Source organism: Gaiella sp. (genome assembly GCF_035710885.1).
Taxonomy (GTDB): domain Bacteria; phylum Actinomycetota; class Thermoleophilia; order Gaiellales; family Gaiellaceae; genus Gaiella.
Genome location: NZ_DASTCS010000054.1, coordinates 79,756 through 96,438 on the forward strand (window position 1 = coordinate 79,756; position 16,683 = coordinate 96,438).

Sequence of the window (16,683 nt, forward strand, 5' to 3'; positions counted from 1 at the left end):
CCACACGCCCCTGCGAGCAGGCTCTAGCGAACTGCCCTTGACAGCGGTCGGTGTCAGACACCGGTCTCTGTCAAGGGATGATCGTGTCGAGGAAGTGCCGACTCGCCCACAGCGTCGGTGCGGGGTCAGTCGCCGAGACGGCGGTATTCGGCAGGGGTGGGGGCGGGAGGCACGATCGCCGCCTCCCAGCCGTCGGGGAACGACGGCGCCCGCCACGCCGGATCCGGCTCGAACGACGCCCAGCTCTCGTCCCACCAGAGCTCGCCGCGCTCGAGCATCGCGCCGATCTCGTCCCCGAGCGCCCGCGTGGCGGCGACCTGGTCCGGTGTGTACCGCCCGTCGAGCAGGCGCTGCTCGAGCAGTTCCTCGTCCTTGAAGCGCCACCCGCCGTCGACCGGGATCCACACGTCGAGCTCGAGATCCTGGGTGTCGTAGCCGATCGACGTCCGGCGGGCCGGCTCCTCCAGGTTCAGGTACCAGCCCGTGAACCGGCGGTTGCGCCCCTCCCAGAAGTGCCAGACCGAGTACGCCTCTCCGGGCCGGCGAAGCATGAGGACGCCGTGACCGCGCCAGCTCTGCTTGCCGTGCCAGGGATGCGGACGGCCGTCCGCGCTCGGCGGGAATGCGAACGGCGACTCCTCCGGCAGGTACGTGACGAGCAGCTCAGGCGTGTCGTCGACGACGACCACCGGGCTCGCGCACCAGGGCTGTCCGCGCCAGACCTCCCGGTGCACGATCACCTCGCCGCTCTGCCAGGCCACCGAGCCCACGCTACCGGGGTACGCTCCGCGGGACGATGGCCCGGCCCGAGAGCCTGAGCGCGCCCGAGAGCGGCGCCGACGCGGTCCCCCGGCCCGAGCTCTCCGTCGTCGTCACGCTCTTCGAGGAGGGTGCCACGCTGGAGGAGCTCCATCGGCGACTCACGACGGCCCTCGAGGCGTTCGGCCGGGCGTACGAGCTGCTGTACGTCGACGACGGCTCGACCGACGGCACGTTCCAGAAGCTCGAGCGGATTCACGCGGACGACGCCCGCGTGCGCGCGGTGCGCCTCAAGCGGAACGCGGGCCAGCACCCTGCGATGCACGCGGGCCTCTCCCGCGCCCGTGGGACGATCGTCGTGACGATGGACGGCGACCTCCAGAACCCACCGGAGGACGTGCCGCGGCTGGTCGAGGCGGTGGAGGCCGGGTACGACGTCGCGAGCGGGCGACGCGCGGCCCGGCACGACTCGTGGGGGCGCACCATGCCCTCTCGACTGATCAACGGGATGCTGCGGCGGTTCACCGGGGTCGACATCACCGACTTCGGGTGCGCGTTCAACGCCTATCGGCGCGACGCGGTGGAGCCGATGCTCGGCGCGATCGGCCGCCAGAAGTTCACGAAAGCGCTCGTCCTCTCCGGTGGGGCCTCCGTGGTCGAGGTCGACGTCGGGCACGCGCCGAGGCAGGGCGCCTCCAGCTACACCCCTCTTCGGCTGACCCGACTCGCGCTCCACGTGCTCGCAGGCTTCTGGCCTCAGCCCATCCAGACCGCCGGGATCCTGCTCGGAACGGTGTGCTCGCTGGCCTCGCTCGCGCTCGGCGTCTACGGGCTCGTCTACTGGATCTCCAGGGAGGATTTCCCCGGCCCCCTGCTTCTCGGGGCGCTCGTCGTGGCGGTGCTCGGGGTGCAGGGCTTCATCCTCGCGCTCGTCGGAGAGCACCTCGGCAGGATTCAGCGCGTGGTCGAGCACCGCCCCCTCTATCTGATCGACAGAGAGCTCTGAAGGCGTGACCCCGGGCGCCCCGCCCTCTCCGATGCGAGGCCGTTCCGCGGGCGAAGCCGGGCTTGGCCCGGCGGGAGCCCAACGACGCAGCGACCCATGCGTGAGCGAGATGGAGGGGGCTCGTGGGGGAACCATGGATTCCCCCACGCGAAGGCGGGTGCTCGTCACCGGCGGCGCGGGGTTCATCCCGTCGAACCTGATCCGCCACCTGCTCGAGCACACGGCCCACGACGTCGTCTCGCTCGACGCGCTCACGTACGCAGGGAACCTCGAGAACCTCGCGGACGTGATGAGCCACTCCCGGCTCGAGTTCGTCCACGGCGACATCCGCGACGCCGACCTCGTGCGCGACGTCGTGGGCGGAGTCGACGTGATCGTGAACGCCGCCGCCGAGTCGCACGTTGAGAAGTCGATCCGCGAGGGCGCGTCCGAGTTCGTGACGACGAATGTCGAGGGAACGCAGATCCTGCTCGACGCGATCCGCGAGACGCCCATCGAGCGGTTCCTGCTGATCTCCTCGAGCGAGGTCTACGGCACGGCCGAGCGCGACCCGATGGACGAGGAGCACGCGTTGAACCCGCGCAGCCCGTACGCCGCGACGAAGGCGGGAGGCGACAGGCTCGCGTACAGCTACTGGGTCACGTACGGCCTCCCGATCGTGATCGTGCGGCCGTTCAACAACTACGGGCCCCGCCAGCACCCGGAGAAAGTCGTGCCGCGGTTCGTCACGCAGGCGCTCGCGGGCGAGCCGCTGACGATCCACGGGGACGGCCACGCGAGCCGGGACTGGCTGCACGTCGACGACACCGCATCGGCGATCGAGGCCCTGATCGAGGCGCCGCTCGACAAGGTCGCGGGCGAGGTCGTGAACGTCGCGACGGGCGTCGACATTTCCATCACCCAGATCGCCGGGCTCGTGCTGGAGGCAGTCGGCGAATCCGCGGCCGGCACGGTGCACGTCGACGAGCGTCCCGGCCAGGTCGACCGCCACATCGGCTCGACCGACAAGCTCGCGCGACTGACGGGCTGGCGCTCCTCGATCGGCTTCGAGGCGGGGCTCGAGCGAACCGTCGCCTGGTATCGCGACAACGAGGCCTGGTGGCGAGGCGTCCTCGGGCGCGTCGGCGTCTCCTCGTCCTAGGCGCCGGCCCCGCCCAGCTCGGCCTGCTCCAGGCCGCTCGGGCGCGCGTCGACCTGGAGGTGATCGCGGTCGACCGCGACCCGCAGGCGCCCGGCTTCGCCCTCGCGGACGAGCGGGCCGTGCTCTCGTCGGAGGACGAGGATGGGGTCGATCGCCTGGCGCGTGCCCGTGACGTCGACGGCATCGTCTCCCCCGGGGCCGACTGGCCGGTCGGGATCGCGGCGCGGGTCGCGGAGAGGATCGGCCTCGCCCATCCGATCGACGCTCGCACGGGGTCGCTCGCCACGTCCAAGGCGAGGCAGCGAGAGGCCTTCGCCGCGGCCCGTGTCCCCCACGCGCGCGCGTTCGACCCGCGCGACCCCGCGCTTCCGTTCCCCTGCGTGGTGAAGGCCCCCGACCGGCAGGGCCAGCGCGGGCTCACGCTCGTGCAGCGGCGGGAGGAGCTCGACGCGGCGCTCGGGACCGCGGCCGCCGAGTCACGCGGCGGGGGGCTGCTCGTCGAGGAGCACGTCCAGGGCCCAGAGGTGACGGTCAACGCCGTCTCGGTCGAGGGCCGCTTCCTCGCGCTCACCGTGACCGACCGGCTCACCGCCGACCCGCCCGCCTTCGGGGTCGCGCTGGCGCACGTGTGGCCCTCCCTCCACGACGTGGAGCCCGTCGTCGACGTGGCGCGATCGGCGGTGGAGGCGCTCGGGATCAGGGAAGGGCCCTCGTACACGCAGCTCCGCCTCGGACGCGACGGACCGGTCACGATCGAGGTCGCCGCCCGGCTCGGGGGCGGCCACGACGCGGAGCTCTGCCGGGCTGCGACAGGCGTGGACCTGAACGGGCTCGCGGTCGACTTCGCACTGGGATCGGTTGCCGTGGGGTCTGTCCCCGTCGGGGGACTGACCCCGGCGACGCATCGCCATGGGGACGCGTCACGGAGGACAGACCCCTTCGGGGTCGGTCCCCATGGAGCCGCGATCCTCTTCCTCGTGCCCCCGCAGGGTGAGCTCGTCGCGGTCGAAGGTGTCGCCGAGGCCGAGGCCCTTCCGGGAGTCGAGTGGGTGCGCGTCTACCGTCGCCCCGGGCACGTCTTCGGGCCCTTCCGGCGGGGCGTCGACCGCGCGGGTGCCGTGCTCGCCACGGGCGGCGGGCGCGAGGAGGCGCTCGAGCGGGGTCGTCGTGCGGCGGACGCCGTACGCTTCCGGATCGATGCGGACGCGTCGTAGCACCCCGCTCGGCTTCCAGCCGCCGGCGATCGGGGACGAGGAGGTCGCCGCCGTCGCCGAGGCCCTCCGCTCGGGTTGGTTGACGACCGGCCCGCGCGCCGCGCTGCTCGAAGACCGCCTCGCCGAATATCTCGAGGCCGAGCACGTGCTGGCCGTGAGCTCCGGGACGGCGGCCATGCACCTCGCCCTGATGGCGCTCGACATCGGCCCCGGCGACGAGGTGGTCACGTCGCCCATCACCTGGCCGGCGACGGCGAACGTGATCGAGCACTGTGGCGCGACGCCGGTCTTCTGCGACGTGCGGGAGGGGGACCTCAACCTCGACGCCTCGCTTGTCGCGAACGTCGTCACCGAGCGGACGAAGGCGATCCTGCCCGTCCATCTCGCCGGCCAGCCGTGCGACCTCGACGCGATCCACGAGCTCGGCCTGCCGGTCGTCGAGGACGCCGCGCATGCGCTCGAGGGCCGCTATCGGGGACGCAAGCTCGGCGGCCTCTCCGACGCGAGCTGCTTCTCGCTCTACGCGACCAAGAACCTCACCGCCGGCGAGGGAGGGCTCGTCGCGACCAACCGAGGCGACGTCGCCGACCGGATTCGCTCGATGCGCCTCACGCGCCGCGGCGACGGCTCGCGCTACGACCAGCTCACCTGGGGCTTCAAGGCGAACCTCTCGGACGTCCTCGCCGCGATCGCGCTCGTCCAGCTCGACAAGCTCGGGCATCACGCCGAGCTCCGAGAGCGGCAGTTCGCGCTGTACGACGAGGGGCTCGCCGACCTCGAGGGGATCGAGCCGCTCGCGCGCGACGCACGGGACACGCACGCGCTCCACCTCTACGTCGTGCGGGTCGATCCCGCCCGGGCGGGCGGCACGCGTGACGAGTACCAGCGCGCGATGGCGCAGGAGCGCATCGCGACGAGCATCCACTTCCTCCCGGTGCATCTGCTGACGTGGTTCCGCGAGCGCTATCCCGCGCAGCCCCCGCTCCCCGTCGCGGAGCGCGCGGGCGAGGAGGTGCTCTCGCTGCCGCTCTCGCCCGCCCACACGGACGAGGACGTCCTCGACGCCGTCGACGCGATCCGCCGGGTGTACGTGCGCCTCACGGCATGAAGCGGCCCCTCCGGATCGTCCTCACGCTCTTGCTGACGGGGCTCGCGCTCGGCTACCTCGTCTGGAAGGTCGACATCCGCGAGACCGTCGACACGCTGCTCGATGCGGATCCGTGGTGGTTCGCCCTGTCGGTGGGGATCATGATCGGCACCGCTCTGCCGATGGCGCTTCGCTGGCAGTGGCTGATGCGGGCGCAGCGGATGGACGACAGCTTCCTCTGGCTGACCCGCGCGTACTTCGTCTCGTACACCGCGAGCCAGGTGCTGCCGACGTCCATCGGCGGGGACGCGATGCGGGTCTACGAGACGGCCCGGAGGCATCCCGGCCGCACCGGCGACGTGACCGGGATCATCCTGCTCGAGCGTGGCCTCGGCGGGGCCGGCACCGTCCTGCTCGGTGCGATCGGGTTCCTGCTCGCGCTCGGCACCTACGACGTGGGCGCCTACCTGTGGCTCGAGGGGCTGTTCGTGGTGGGCACGCTCGTGCTGATCTTCCTCTTCTTCTCACGCTCCGCTCAACCCCTCCTCGCGCGGTCGCGGCCGCTGCTCGAGCGTCTGCGGGTGGAGCGCCCGCTTCGCGCTCTCTACGACGGGATCCACCACTTCCGCGGTCACGTCCGGCTGCTCGTCGCGGTGTTCGTGTTCACGACCGTGATCCAGGCCGTGCGGATCCTCTCCATCTGGGCCGCGGGAAAGGCGGTCGGGATCGACCTCGGCCCGCGCATCTACTACGTGATGGGGCCGCTGTTCTTCCTGATCCTGCTTGTCCCGTTCACGCTCAACGGGATCGCCGTGCGCGAGGCGTTCTTCGTCAGCTTCCTCGGCAACGTCGGCGTCCCTGCGGATCAGGCCTTCGCCGCCGGCTTCCTCTTCTTCCTCGTGACGACGGCGCTGGCGCTGCCGGGCGCCGGGATCCTGCTCTGGGAGGGAATCCGCGGCGGCTCTCGCCCGCGGCTGGAGCATGGCTGACGGGCGCTCGCGCGTCGCGTGCGTCGTGGTTACGCACGACGCGCTCCCCTGGGTCGAGCAGTGCCTCCGAAGCGTCGCGGGCACCGAGACCGTGGTGGTCGACAACGGCTCCACGGACGGCACGGCCGACTTCGTCCGCGAGCGCTTCCCGTCCGTCCGGGTCGTCGCGGACGAGAACCGCGGCCTCGCGGCCGGCTGGAACCGGGGCATCGCGGAGACCGATTCGGATCACGTGCTCGTCCTGAATGCCGACGCGTGGCTCGTCGAGGACGCCCTCACGCGCCTGCTCGCGGTTGCCCACGCACATCCCCGCGCGGCGGTGATCGGCCCGCGGCTGCTCAACCCCGACGGCACGCTCCAGCGGTCGGTGCGCGGCTACCCGACGCTCTGGCGCCTCGCGACGGAGTACCTCTACCTGCGAAAGCTCGCGCCGGGCTCGCGCGCGTTCAACTCCTTCTACGGGGCCGGGTTCGACCACGCGAGCGAGCGCCAGGTGGAGTGGGTGATGGGCGCCTGCATGCTCGTGCGCAGGGCCGCGTACGACGAGGTCGGGCCCTTCGACGAGAGCTACTTCCTGTTCAGCGAGGAGGTCGACTGGATGCGCCGCGCCGCCGACCGGGGCTGGTCCGTCGTGTTCACTCCCGTCGCGCGCTGCGTCCACGTCGGCGGCGCGGCCCACGCCGGGCGCATGTTCCGCGAGAACGTCCGCGGGCACCTGCGCTATCTCTCCCTCCACGGCCGACCGGGCGAGGCCGAGCGTGCGCGCAAGCTGCTCCACGCGTCGCTCGTCGTCCGCGGCCGGCTGCATCGCGGTGAGCGGGCGCGCCTCTACCGCGAGGTCGCGGCCTGGCTCGGCTCCGGCGACGTCGAGGCGTTGCTCGCCGGATGACGTCGTGCGGTCCGAGGGGTCTGTCCCCGCAGGGGGCTGACCGCAGTGAGCTTCACGGGGTGCGGTCGTGTGGTCTGTCCCCCAAGGGGACTGACGCCAGCGACGGTCACGGGGGACGGACCCCTTGTGGGTCAGTCCCCGGGCTGCGATGAGCGCGATCTGGCTCCTCGCGCAGCTCGTCTTCGGATTCGCCGTGGTGCTCGCGCCCGGGGCGATCCTCGCCCGTGCCCTCGGCCTGCGCAGCGCCGCCGCGACGCTCGCCTGGGCGCTTGCGCTCGTCTTCGCCGCGCTCGCCGTCACGTTCCTCGTCTCGGCCTCCCTCACGCTGACGCTCGTCCTCGTGCTCGTAGCGGGGCTCGCGGCCCTGCCCGCAGCCCTTCGGCGACACCCCGAGCGCACCGTTCCGGCGCGGGCTGGCGTGGTCGGCGCAGGCGCGTTGCTCGGGCTCCTCCTCTGGCGCGTCGCAGGGAACGTCGGCGGCGACGGCTTCTTCCACCTCGCTCGCGTCCAGAAGCTCCTCGCGTTCGACGACCTCTCGCTGGAGAGCGCGAACGAGTTCCCGGACGGCGGGCTGCATCCGGGTTATGCCTTCCCGCTCTGGCACGGCTTTCTCGCGCTCGTCGCGAAGGTCTCGGGGGCCGACCCGGTCGACGTCGTCCTGCACGGCCCGACCGTGCTCGCGGTGCTCGCCGTGGTGCTCGGGTTCGAAGCCGGATGGGCGATCTTCCGGCGCGTCGTGCCGGCGGCCGCCTCGGCCGCAGCGGGCGTGGCGATCGTCGCCATGGCTCCCGCCTCCGGGGGATCCTTCACGGCTCTCGCGCTGCCCGCTACCGCGTCGCGCCAGCTCCTCCTGCCCGCCGCGCTCGCCCTCGCCGTGGAGGCGACGCGGCGACCCACCGCCGCGATGCTCGCGTCGGCTGCGGTTGCGTCGCTCGCCCTCGCCGCCGTGCATCCGACGTACGCCCTGTTCCTCTGGATCCCCTTCACCGGGTTCCTCGCCGTGCGCTGGCTCTGGGAGCGCCGGGACGCGCGCTCCGGAGGCCTCGCCCTCGCCGCGCTCGTCGTCCCGGCCGGCCTCTTCTTCGCGTGGCTCCTCCCCGTGATCGCCGACACCGCGTCCGTGAGCCCCGACGCGCGCGAGCGGGAGCGCGGGTTCGAGAAGTACGCGGGTCAGCTCGACGGGACGGTCGACCTCTTCTCGGTCACGCCCGAGCTCTTCGCGCGGACTGGCGCAGTCGCTGTCGCCGCGTTGTTGCTGATCCCCCTTGCGGGCCTGGCCGCCCGGCGTCGCTGGGCGGCATACGTCGTCGGCGGCTCGCTCGCGGTGTTCGCCGTCTGCCTGATCCCGTGGGTCTTCACGCCGTTCTCGGACGTCGTCTCGCTCTCGCAATCCCGCCGCCTCGCCGGCTTCGTGCCGCTTGCGTTCGCGCTCGCCGGCGGCATGGGGGTGCTGGCGCGACTGATCGGGCCGCTCTCTCTTCCCCTCGCGCTGGGCGCGGGGATCGTCTTCCAGGTGCTGCACCCCGGCGACTTCGGCTACACGCTCGAGGACGGGGGGCCCGCCTGGGCCACGGGGTTCGGCGTGCTGGGCGCCGTGGTCGCGCTGGTGGTCGGCTTCCGGCGCCGTCCGCCGCTCGAGCGCACCGCGGCGCTCGCCTCCGCGCTCGTGCTGCTGCCGACGTACGTGCACGGCTTCACGAACTGGTCTCCGTCGGACGCGCGCCTCCCGAACCCGCTCTCGGACGGCCTGCTCGCGGCTGTCCGGGAGCACGTCCCGACGGGAGCGGTGGTCTACGCCGACCCCCAGGCGAGCTACCGGCTCGGCGCGTACGCGCCCGTGCGCGTGTGCGTCAACCCGATCAGCCATGTCGCCGACACGGTCGACAACCGCCCGCGCGAGCGCGCGCGCGAGTTCCTGAGGTTCGCCCGCGCCGGTGACGTCGTCACCCCGGCACGTAGGTGTGGTGCCAGCTGGATCGTCGTCGACCGCGAGCGGTGGCCCGATGTGACACCGGAGCTCCCGGTCGTCCACCGCGACGCGCAGTGGGTGCTCTACCGGCTCGACGAGTGAGCGTGAGGGCCCGGTGGGCGAGCGCTGGTCGGCGGGCGTAAGGTCGAGTGGGCGACCACGAGCTGACGTGTGTCGGCGACTCGAAAGCCGGCAGCCTCCGCGGAAAGAGGGAACCACTGCGCCAGGCCGTCGGCGAGCACTGCGCCGCTCTGCCCAACCCCCAGCTCATAGTCGCTTCGCTCGACTTGGATCGCTCTCAACGGTGCGAGCGCGTCGATGCGTGCATAGAACATCGCCCCCGCGAAGAACGAGTGGTCCGGACGCAGCGTCTCGATGCCGATGCGGTGCGCGAACGCCCTCAACCGCTGCGCGTTGCCCCGGAGGTGGGCGATTGTCGTACGGCGATCGCCCGGGGCACCCACCATGCCCAGCGACGGGTCATCCGCGAACGCGGTCAGAGCCTGCGAGATGGTTTCCGGCGCGAGGAGCGCGTCCAGGACGTCCCGCCAGACGTCACCGTCGTCCGGGTCTGATGATGCGCAGGTCTGGAGCTTGAGGACCAGGTCGCAGCCCACCGACTCGAGATGCGGAACGACCTGGAGAAACGCCCTTGAGGCACCTCCCCAGCTCTCGGCCGATACGACCTCGACAGTGGTGGACCCGTGGAGCGATGCCGCAATCGCCGGGACGTGCTCTGGCACGGCTGTCACCACGACCGGGATACCCGGATGCGCCTCGAGTCGGCCCTGGATCTCGGTCAGGAGGTCGGGAGAGGACACGTGCAGCGCAATCCCGAGCTGCAGTTCCTCGGTCGGGTCGATACGGCGGAGCCCAGCCCGTACCGTTGCCAGACGATGCGCCTCGAGATACGCGTAACCGAACCGCAGGTCGGGCTCGAGATAACAGCCCTCTGCCCACTCGTTCCAGGCATTGACGAACACGAGTCGCTCGTCCCCGTGAAGCCGTCCCTCCGTCTCCTCGAGCGCTCGCAGCAGCCAGTTCTGAAACTCGACAGGTGAGCTGTGCCAGAGGATGGACGCGGAGCTCCCCCGTCGCGCGGTGTTGTCCCACGATGGGCACACCCCTCTGAAGAGACGGTACCCGGGTGGTGCATAGTCGAGGCTGTCGGCGGCGAGGTCGCGCCAGTCGTAGACCCGGGCACGAACATCGGTCGACGTGGGGTCGAGCTCGGACGTGACCTCGCGGGGAAGAGGCCTGCCGCGCGGGCGGAGGGGCGGGAACTCCACCGCACCGTCGAATCCGAAGGTATCGGGGTGGACATCGTCCACCCCCTGGACGTAGGCAAGAAAGAGCTCTGTCTTGTGGACCTCGTCGAGCCACGTCCTCCAGCGCTCGGCCGTGGCAGGCGGATCCGGCAGGTGCTCGGGGCGGTAGACCAGGAGCAGCGGGCGACCGCCGATCCGTAGGTACAGGGGATCGAGGAGATATCGCGAGTAGTGCTCGATGAATGCGATGTCGTCCTCGGGACTGTGCGACTGGGCCATCAAGACGGTCGAGTCGCTCCCGTCCCAACGACGGGTCCAGTTCTGGTTCGCCCAGCAGATGCAGAACGGAAGGTCGAGCTCGGGCCGACTCGCGTACTGATGGAGAGGAGCCTCGAGGAGGCGCCGGCCTCCGAACCAGTATGCGTAGAAGCAGAATGCGTCCACGCCGTAGAGCCTCGCGAGCTCCACCTGACGCCGTTGGTTGTCGATGACTCGCAGGTCGTAGAACCCGAGCTCACCCGGCAGTCGCGGCTGGTAGTGGCCCGTGAAAAGTGGTCGGGCTCGAGTGACGTTCGTCCATTCCGTAAACCCGCGTCCCCACCAGATGTCGTTCTCTGGGATGGGATGAAACTGTGGAAGGTAGAAGGCCACGGTCTGTACGCTCGTTCGGGGGAGCCTGGGCGGCGACTGAAGGAGCGGCACGGGTGGATCGTCATGCGTCCAGTCAGGAGCAGGGGACCGGGAAACGGCCGAGTGCCTGTCGGGTGTGGCGCGACGCCGCGCTCGAGCCAAGCGGGCGAGCACCGTCTTGGCGTCTCGTAGCGGCGCCGTGAGTCTCCACGACAGCGAGCCATGCGTCGCCTCGAGTTGCCCCCTGACCACCTGGAGCTCTCGAGTGCAAGCCTCGAGCTCGCTCCGAAGGCCGGCGAGCTCGTCGCTCGAGGGCGCCGACGGTGCGACTTGTCGTCCCGCCGCGGCCTGCGCGCCACCGTCGGATGAGAGCGGCAGACTGCCCATTTCGTGAGGATTCGACAACGTTGGTCCCGCCCGCTCCAGGCCGTAGATCGGCCACAGGGTAGCCGCCAGTCTCGGGCAACGGGGAGTACATTCACGGGCCGTGGGAAGCTCCCTCGCCGAATAGCCGTGTCGGCGCGCGCGTCAATCGCTCTCGCGGTTCTTGCTCTCGCCTGCGCCGTGGTCGTCCAGGACAGCGGGCCCAACCAGGCAGCGCACTTCGCACTCGTACGGTCGCTGGCGTCCGGGACGGCCGAGATCGATCCTTCCGAGACGATCGACGCGTCGTACGTGGACGGTCGCTACTACGCCGCCAAGGCACCAGGGCTCGCGATGTTCACGCTGCCGTGGTACGGGGCGCTCAGGGCGTTCGGCCTCCAGGACGCGCCGCGCTCGACCGCGGAGAATTACCGGGATCGCGTCTGGGAGCTGGGCCTGTTCGGCGCAGTGCTGCCGATGCTTGCCCTGCTCCTCCTCATGCTCGTAGCAGCGGAACGCGTCGTGCCCGGCTACGGCCTCCCCGCGGCGGTGCTGCTCGGAGCCGGGACGCTCCTGCTTCCGTTCTCGACGCTCTTCTTCGATCATGTGCTGTCGGCGGCTCTCGGCTTCGCGGCGTTCGTCGTCCTGCTCGTCGCGCGTGAGAGGGGCTCGCCCCCCTGGTGGCTCGCCGCGGCCGGTGTGCTCGCCGGCCTTGCGGCGGTGGTCGAGTTCCCGCTTGCGATCGTGACGGTCGTACTCGCGCTCTACGCGGCGTCGGGAGTCCGACGACTGCGGCGTGGGGCGACGTATTGCGGCGGCGTGCTCGCCGGGCTCGTCCCGCTCCTCGCCTACAACACGTGGGCTTTCGGCTCGCCGCTGACGCTGGGCTACACGAACGCCCTGAAGGAACCGGCGGGTTCGGGGGCGCCCGTCGTCGGGGCGAACGACGAAGGGTTCTACGGGGTCGGATTCCCCGACCCGCGCGCGGCCCTCTCGTTGCTCGTGTCCGAGAAGGGCCTGCTGATCGTGACGCCGCTGGCGATCGCGGCTGCGGCCGGGTTGCCGCTTCTCTGGCGTACCGGCCGGCGGGCGGAGGGAGCGGTCTGTGCCGCAGTTCCGTTCCTCTTCCTCGCCTACAATGCGGCCTACTACCTCCCCTTCGGCGGCCAGAGCCCGGGGCCACGCTTCCTCGTGCCGGCGCTGCCCTTCCTCGTCCTCCCGCTGGCGCTCCTGTTGCGCACGAGGCCGCTCGTCGTGGCGGGAGTCGGCGTCGCCTCTGTCGCCGTCATGGCTCTCGCCACGCTCGCCGGGCCGCTGACCGGCGTCGAGTACGGGATCGGGACCTGGCTCGGCCGGCTAGGGCGCTCCGAGATCGTGGAGACGGTCGTGGGGCGAGCCGGGCTGGATGCTCCCTGGCTCGGCGCGGCGCTCTTCGCCGCTCTCGTCGCAGCAGCGTGCGCCGTTGCGCTGGCGCGACTGCCGCTCCGGCCGGCGATGCGGGCGGAATGGCCACTGCTCACGGGGGCGCTCGGTGCCTGGCTGCTCGTCGTGATCGTCGCTCCGCAGCTCCTGCCTGCGGACGAGGAGCACGGCACGTTCGAGGGCGACGTCGCAGTGGTGGTCCTCGGCGTGACGCTGGCCATCGGGCTGCACCTTGCTCGAAGCCGTGGGGTTGTCGCCCTGCTACCGATGCTGCCCGCGCTCGTGCTCGCCACGCCTCAGATGACGGCGCGGCCGCGCTGGTCGCTGCTCGTCGCCACCCTGATCCTTTGCGCGGCCTCCGTTCTCTGGGCGCGCGGGCGTCGCGCGCGGCGGCCGGAGGATGCAGGCACCGTCGACGCGCCCGTGTCCAAGCCGCCCCTCGCTTCCCCGCGCTGACGGCCGGCCCCCCGATCCGCACTACGATCGCCCGCGCGATGAAAGCCCTGATCATCAGCTTCTACTTCCCGCCCGCTGGCGGCGGCGGGGTGCAGCGGCCGCTCAAGCTGGCCCAGTACCTGCCCGCCATGGGCATCGAGACTCACGTCCTAGCCCCGGATGACCCGCGCTGGCTGCACCGCGACGCGGGGCTCCGGATGCCGTCCCAGGCCTGGGTGCACCGCGCCCGCTACGTCGGCGTGAGCGGCGGGAAGCCCTCCGAGGTGCTCGTCGGCACGCAGGGTCTCGAGCGCGCGATGACCCGCGCGCGGCTCCAGCTCAGACGGCTCGTCGTGCCCGACGAGAACGCGACCTGGGCGATCACCGCGATTCCCGCCGGGATCAGGCTCGTGCGCGAGCACGGGATCGACGTCGTCGTCTCCACCTCCCCGCCCGGGTCGACACACCTGATCGCCGCGGCGATCGCCCGCGCGACCGGCGGCCGCTGGGTAGCCGACCTCCGCGACTCGCTCGTCTCCCACGCGCACCGACGGGCCGACACGCCGGCGACGAGGGCGAAAGCCTCCCTCCACCAGCAGGTCGCGAGGCTGGTCGCGTCGCGGGCCGATGCGATCACGTGCGTCTCGGAGGCGATCAGCGCGGAGACACGCGCGCTCGAGCCGAAGGGCCCCGTGGTGACGATCCCGAACGGCGCCGACTTCGACGACGTCGCGGGCCTCGAGCACCATCCGTCGGAGCGGTTCCGGATCACGCACACCGGGAGCTTCTTCGGGCGGCGCGATCCGCGGCCGTTCCTACAGGCGCTCCACGACTCGGGACTCGACGTCGTCTCTCGGTTCCTCGGCGACTTCAGGGAGGGCGACCGCGAGTGGGCGGAGGGGCTCGGCCTCGGCGACCGCCTGGAGCTCCTCCCGTACGCGCCGCGCGCCGACTCGCTCGCGCTGCAGCGCGATTCGGAAGCGCTCCTCCTGCTGATCCCGGAGGCAGGGGGCCGCGGCAAGGGCGTCCTCTCCGGGAAGGTCTTCGAGTACATGGCAGTCGGCCGCCCGATCCTCGCCGCTGTGCCGCCGGACGGGGCTGCTGCGGAGCTGATTCGCGAGACGGGCGCCGGCGTCGTCGCGGCCCCCGACGATCCCACCGCGATCCGCGCAGCGCTCGGAGAGCTCCATGCCCGCTGGCGCGACGGCGGGCTCCCCGACGTCGAGCTGACGCCGGAGTGGCGCGACCGGCTGTCACGCAGGACGCGCGTCGAGGAGATGGCGGCCGTCCTGCGCGATACCCTCGTCCGACGGACGACCTAGCTGCACGTCGGCTGTTGCGCGCGGCCGGGATCCGGGGGCTGGTGATTGCCTACTGGCTCGGAGTGGTTCTCGTCGCGATCGTCGTCCGCTACCCCGACACGTTCCACGATGCGAACGAGACAGCGCGCGCGAACGCGTCGCTCGACCTGAGCGACCGCGAGCTCGGCGGCGGCAACTCGGTCGTGCCCGACCAGGGGCTCATGATCGAGGCACGGGGGCGGATCCCCCTCGACGGGACGTTCGCGGTTGCCGTCGGGGAGCGACAGGAGGGTTGGACCGACCTCACCGCGACGTTCGCCGAGACGTACGCGCGTTACTACCTCCTCCCGCGCCGGGCGGCGCCGAACGCACCGTGGATCCTCTGCTTCGCCTGCGACCGCGCGGCATTCCCGGAGGCGGAGGCCGTCTGGGAGGGCGAGGACGGCCTGGCGATCCTGAGCCTTCCGCGATGACCATCCGTGCGATTACAGGTCTCGTGGCGTTGAACGTGGGGTTCGCGGTGATGGGCGCGTCCTTCCTCTGGGCGGTTCGTGGGTTCGCCCGGTGGTCGGACGCCCTCCGGCTCGGCGGCCTCGGGTACCTGCTCGGCGTGGCGGCCTTCGGAACTGTGTGGACGCAGTTCCTCGTCCTCGGTCTCCCGTTCGGAGGGTGGGGCGTCATCCTCACGCTGGTGGGAGGGACCGTGGCGGCGTGCCTGGTGGGCGTCCGCCTCGGCCGCTCCCGTCCCCGCGGCTTTGCCGGGCTCGGGCCAACCTCGACCGCCTCCCTGCTCGTCACCGCGTCGGGTGTCGCTCTGGTCGGCCTCCTGCTCGAGGCGTTCTTCCGCTCGGCCCGCCTCCAGAGCCTGCAGGCGTTCGACGCGTGGGCCTTCTGGGTGCCGAAGGCGAAGGCGATCTACTTCTTCGGCGGGCTCGACGAGCAGGTGTTCACGACGAGTGCCGGGCCGACGTACCCGCCGCTCGTCCCGATCGTCGACGCGGCCGCCTTCCATGCAATGGGGAGCGCCGACACGGTCACCTTCCACCTCCAGTTCTGGTTCCTCGTCACGGGAGCCGTCGTCGCGATCGCGGGCTGTCTGTACCGCCATGCCCCTGCCTGGGCGTTGTGGCCGTCGATCCTGCTCGTACTGGTCGTCCCGCGCTTCGGTGAGCGGCTCATGACCCCGCAGGCGGACGTGCTCGTGGACGTGCTCTTCGTCCTCGGCGCCCTCTTGCTGGCGCTGTCCCTTCGCGACTGGCGCGGCTGGCGCCTCGCGGCCGTTGCGGTGCTCTTCGCCGGGGCGACGCTGACGAAGCGTGAGGGCCTGCTCTACGTGGGGCTCGCACTCGTGGTCGCCTTCGCGGCGAGCTGGTCGCGGAAGCGCGTCGCGTGGCCCGCGCTCGCCTCGGTGGCAGCGGTCGTGATCGCGGCCGCTGTCCCATGGCGGCTCTGGTACCGGTCGCACGACATCGCCGGGGAGGCGCCCCCGAGCCTCGGGGCAGGCGCTGCATTCGAGCGGGCGCTCGACTCGCTCCGGCTCTCGTGGAACGTCCTCTTCGACACCAGCCTCTGGTCGGTGGTCCCCTTCGTCCTCGTGATCGCCCTCGCGATCGGCCTTGCGTGGGGCGACCGGCGCCTCGCCGCGTTCTTCGCCGTGCTGACCATCCTGGTGTTCTTCGGGGGCGCGTGGGTCACGTACTCGTACCGGGACCTCCCGATCACCGAGAACGAGGCGCTCAACCCGATCGTGCGGTACACCGGCGCGATCGTCGTGCTCGCCGCAGCAGCGATGCCCCTGCTCGTCGCGTCGGCCTGGACCGGGAACCGGGAGCGCGAGACGTGACGCGCTCCGGGGCACGTGTCGCGGCGGCCGCGATCGTCGCCGTCCCACTGCTCGGCTATCCACTCGTCGTCGCCGCTGACGGCGCGCGCTTTCCCTCGCCGGAAGACTGCGTGAAGCTGGCGTCGCCCGGCGAGACCGGAGAGCTCGACCTCGTCTTCGGCCGGCGCGCCACGACCACTGAGGCCGAGCGCCTGCTCTCGCGCGTCCAGGGTGTCGGCTACGTCGACGCCGAGGTGCGCGGCGACGGGTGCGGGCGCTGGAAGGTGCTCTACGACGGGATCACGTCGTACGAGCAGGGGTCGAGCTCGGTCGCCGAGGCGCGCGGGGCAGGCCTCGAAGCCTGGCTCGAGGTCGAGCCCTCCTGACG

At 71.6% G+C, this 16,683-nt stretch carries 14 protein-coding genes; 12 read left to right on the top strand and 2 right to left on the bottom strand.

All coding sequences use genetic code 11. From position 1 onward, the window contains the following. Nucleotides 1-125: 125 nt before the first annotated feature. Nucleotides 126-761, bottom strand: a complete 636-nt coding sequence (locus tag VFO26_RS13550; RefSeq protein WP_325115558.1) for a DUF402 domain-containing protein — start codon at nt 759-761, stop codon at nt 126-128. Nucleotides 762-796: 35 nt separating this feature from the next. Between VFO26_RS13550 and VFO26_RS13555 the strand changes: the two genes are divergently transcribed. The 7 genes from VFO26_RS13555 (at nt 797) to VFO26_RS13585 (ending at nt 9,156) form a co-directional block, all read left to right on the top strand. Next, a complete protein-coding gene (locus tag VFO26_RS13555; RefSeq protein WP_325115559.1) occupies nt 797-1,765 on the top strand; it encodes a glycosyltransferase family 2 protein in 969 nt (322 codons plus the stop codon). 133 nt (nt 1,766-1,898) lie between these two features. Next, nucleotides 1,899-2,906, top strand: a complete 1,008-nt coding sequence (locus tag VFO26_RS13560) for a dTDP-glucose 4,6-dehydratase (protein ID WP_325115560.1) — start codon at nt 1,899-1,901, stop codon at nt 2,904-2,906. Continuing rightward, nucleotides 2,864-4,120, top strand: coding sequence for an ATP-grasp domain-containing protein (locus VFO26_RS13565; protein ID WP_325115561.1), 1,257 nt, complete (start codon nt 2,864-2,866; stop codon nt 4,118-4,120). Before VFO26_RS13560 ends, VFO26_RS13565 begins: the two co-directional genes overlap by 43 nt. After that, nucleotides 4,104-5,228 carry a DegT/DnrJ/EryC1/StrS family aminotransferase gene (locus tag VFO26_RS13570; protein ID WP_325115562.1) on the top strand — a complete coding sequence of 375 codons (1,125 nt, stop codon included), beginning with the start codon at nt 4,104-4,106 and terminating at the stop codon, nt 5,226-5,228. Before VFO26_RS13565 ends, VFO26_RS13570 begins: the two co-directional genes overlap by 17 nt. Further along, a complete protein-coding gene (locus VFO26_RS13575) occupies nt 5,225-6,196 on the top strand; it encodes a lysylphosphatidylglycerol synthase transmembrane domain-containing protein (protein ID WP_325115563.1) in 972 nt (323 codons plus the stop codon). The genes VFO26_RS13570 and VFO26_RS13575 overlap by 4 nt, the downstream gene beginning before the upstream one ends. Then, the gene (locus VFO26_RS13580; RefSeq protein ID WP_325115564.1) at nt 6,189-7,085 is read left to right on the top strand and encodes a glycosyltransferase family 2 protein; all 897 of its coding nucleotides are present in this window, start codon (nt 6,189-6,191) and stop codon (nt 7,083-7,085) included. The genes VFO26_RS13575 and VFO26_RS13580 overlap by 8 nt, the downstream gene beginning before the upstream one ends. Before the next feature lie 148 nt (nt 7,086-7,233). Beyond that, complete coding sequence (locus tag VFO26_RS13585; RefSeq protein ID WP_325115565.1) at nt 7,234-9,156, top strand: DUF6541 family protein; 1,923 nt, start codon at nt 7,234-7,236, stop codon at nt 9,154-9,156. On the opposite strand, the gene VFO26_RS13590 is transcribed toward VFO26_RS13585, so the two are convergent. Continuing rightward, nucleotides 9,138-10,973 (bottom strand): glycoside hydrolase family 99-like domain-containing protein, encoded by a 1,836-nt coding sequence (locus VFO26_RS13590; RefSeq protein WP_325115566.1) that lies wholly within the window; start codon nt 10,971-10,973, stop codon nt 9,138-9,140. The genes VFO26_RS13585 and VFO26_RS13590 overlap by 19 nt on opposite strands. Nucleotides 10,974-11,516: 543 nt before the next feature. Here VFO26_RS13590 and VFO26_RS13595 point away from each other — a divergent pair. Genes VFO26_RS13595 through VFO26_RS13615 form a run of 5 tightly spaced genes read left to right on the top strand, consistent with a single transcriptional unit; the run spans nt 11,517 to nt 16,681 of the window. Further along, complete coding sequence (locus VFO26_RS13595) at nt 11,517-13,193, top strand: hypothetical protein (RefSeq protein WP_325115567.1); 1,677 nt, start codon at nt 11,517-11,519, stop codon at nt 13,191-13,193. 38 nt (nt 13,194-13,231) lie between these two features. Beyond that, nucleotides 13,232-14,494, top strand: coding sequence for a glycosyltransferase family 4 protein (locus VFO26_RS13600; RefSeq protein WP_325115568.1), 1,263 nt, complete (start codon nt 13,232-13,234; stop codon nt 14,492-14,494). A 41-nt stretch (nt 14,495-14,535) separates the two neighbouring features. Beyond that, entirely contained in the window at nt 14,536-14,946 is a 411-nt protein-coding gene (locus VFO26_RS13605; protein ID WP_325115569.1) for a hypothetical protein, read from the top strand. Further along, nucleotides 14,943-16,316 carry a hypothetical protein gene (locus VFO26_RS13610; RefSeq protein WP_325115570.1) on the top strand — a complete coding sequence of 458 codons (1,374 nt, stop codon included), beginning with the start codon at nt 14,943-14,945 and terminating at the stop codon, nt 16,314-16,316. The genes VFO26_RS13605 and VFO26_RS13610 overlap by 4 nt, the downstream gene beginning before the upstream one ends. Beyond that, nucleotides 16,313-16,681, top strand: coding sequence for a hypothetical protein (locus VFO26_RS13615; protein ID WP_325115571.1), 369 nt, complete (start codon nt 16,313-16,315; stop codon nt 16,679-16,681). Before VFO26_RS13610 ends, VFO26_RS13615 begins: the two co-directional genes overlap by 4 nt. The last annotated feature ends 2 nt before the right edge of the window (nt 16,682-16,683 follow it).

Excerpts from the sequence above, each read along its gene's own strand:
- VFO26_RS13570 (WP_325115562.1), top strand. The coding sequence starts at position 4,104 with ATGCGGACGCGTCGTAGCACCCCGCTCGGCTTCCAGCCGCCGGCGATC.
- VFO26_RS13580 (WP_325115564.1), top strand. The coding sequence starts at position 6,189 with ATGGCTGACGGGCGCTCGCGCGTCGCGTGCGTCGTGGTTACGCACGAC.
- VFO26_RS13585 (WP_325115565.1), top strand. The coding sequence starts at position 7,234 with ATGAGCGCGATCTGGCTCCTCGCGCAGCTCGTCTTCGGATTCGCCGTG.
- VFO26_RS13560 (WP_325115560.1), top strand. The coding sequence starts at position 1,899 with ATGGATTCCCCCACGCGAAGGCGGGTGCTCGTCACCGGCGGCGCGGGG.
- VFO26_RS13610 (WP_325115570.1), top strand. The coding sequence starts at position 14,943 with ATGACCATCCGTGCGATTACAGGTCTCGTGGCGTTGAACGTGGGGTTC.
- VFO26_RS13575 (WP_325115563.1), top strand. The coding sequence starts at position 5,225 with ATGAAGCGGCCCCTCCGGATCGTCCTCACGCTCTTGCTGACGGGGCTC.
- VFO26_RS13555 (WP_325115559.1), top strand. The coding sequence starts at position 797 with ATGGCCCGGCCCGAGAGCCTGAGCGCGCCCGAGAGCGGCGCCGACGCG.
- VFO26_RS13600 (WP_325115568.1), top strand. The coding sequence starts at position 13,232 with ATGAAAGCCCTGATCATCAGCTTCTACTTCCCGCCCGCTGGCGGCGGC.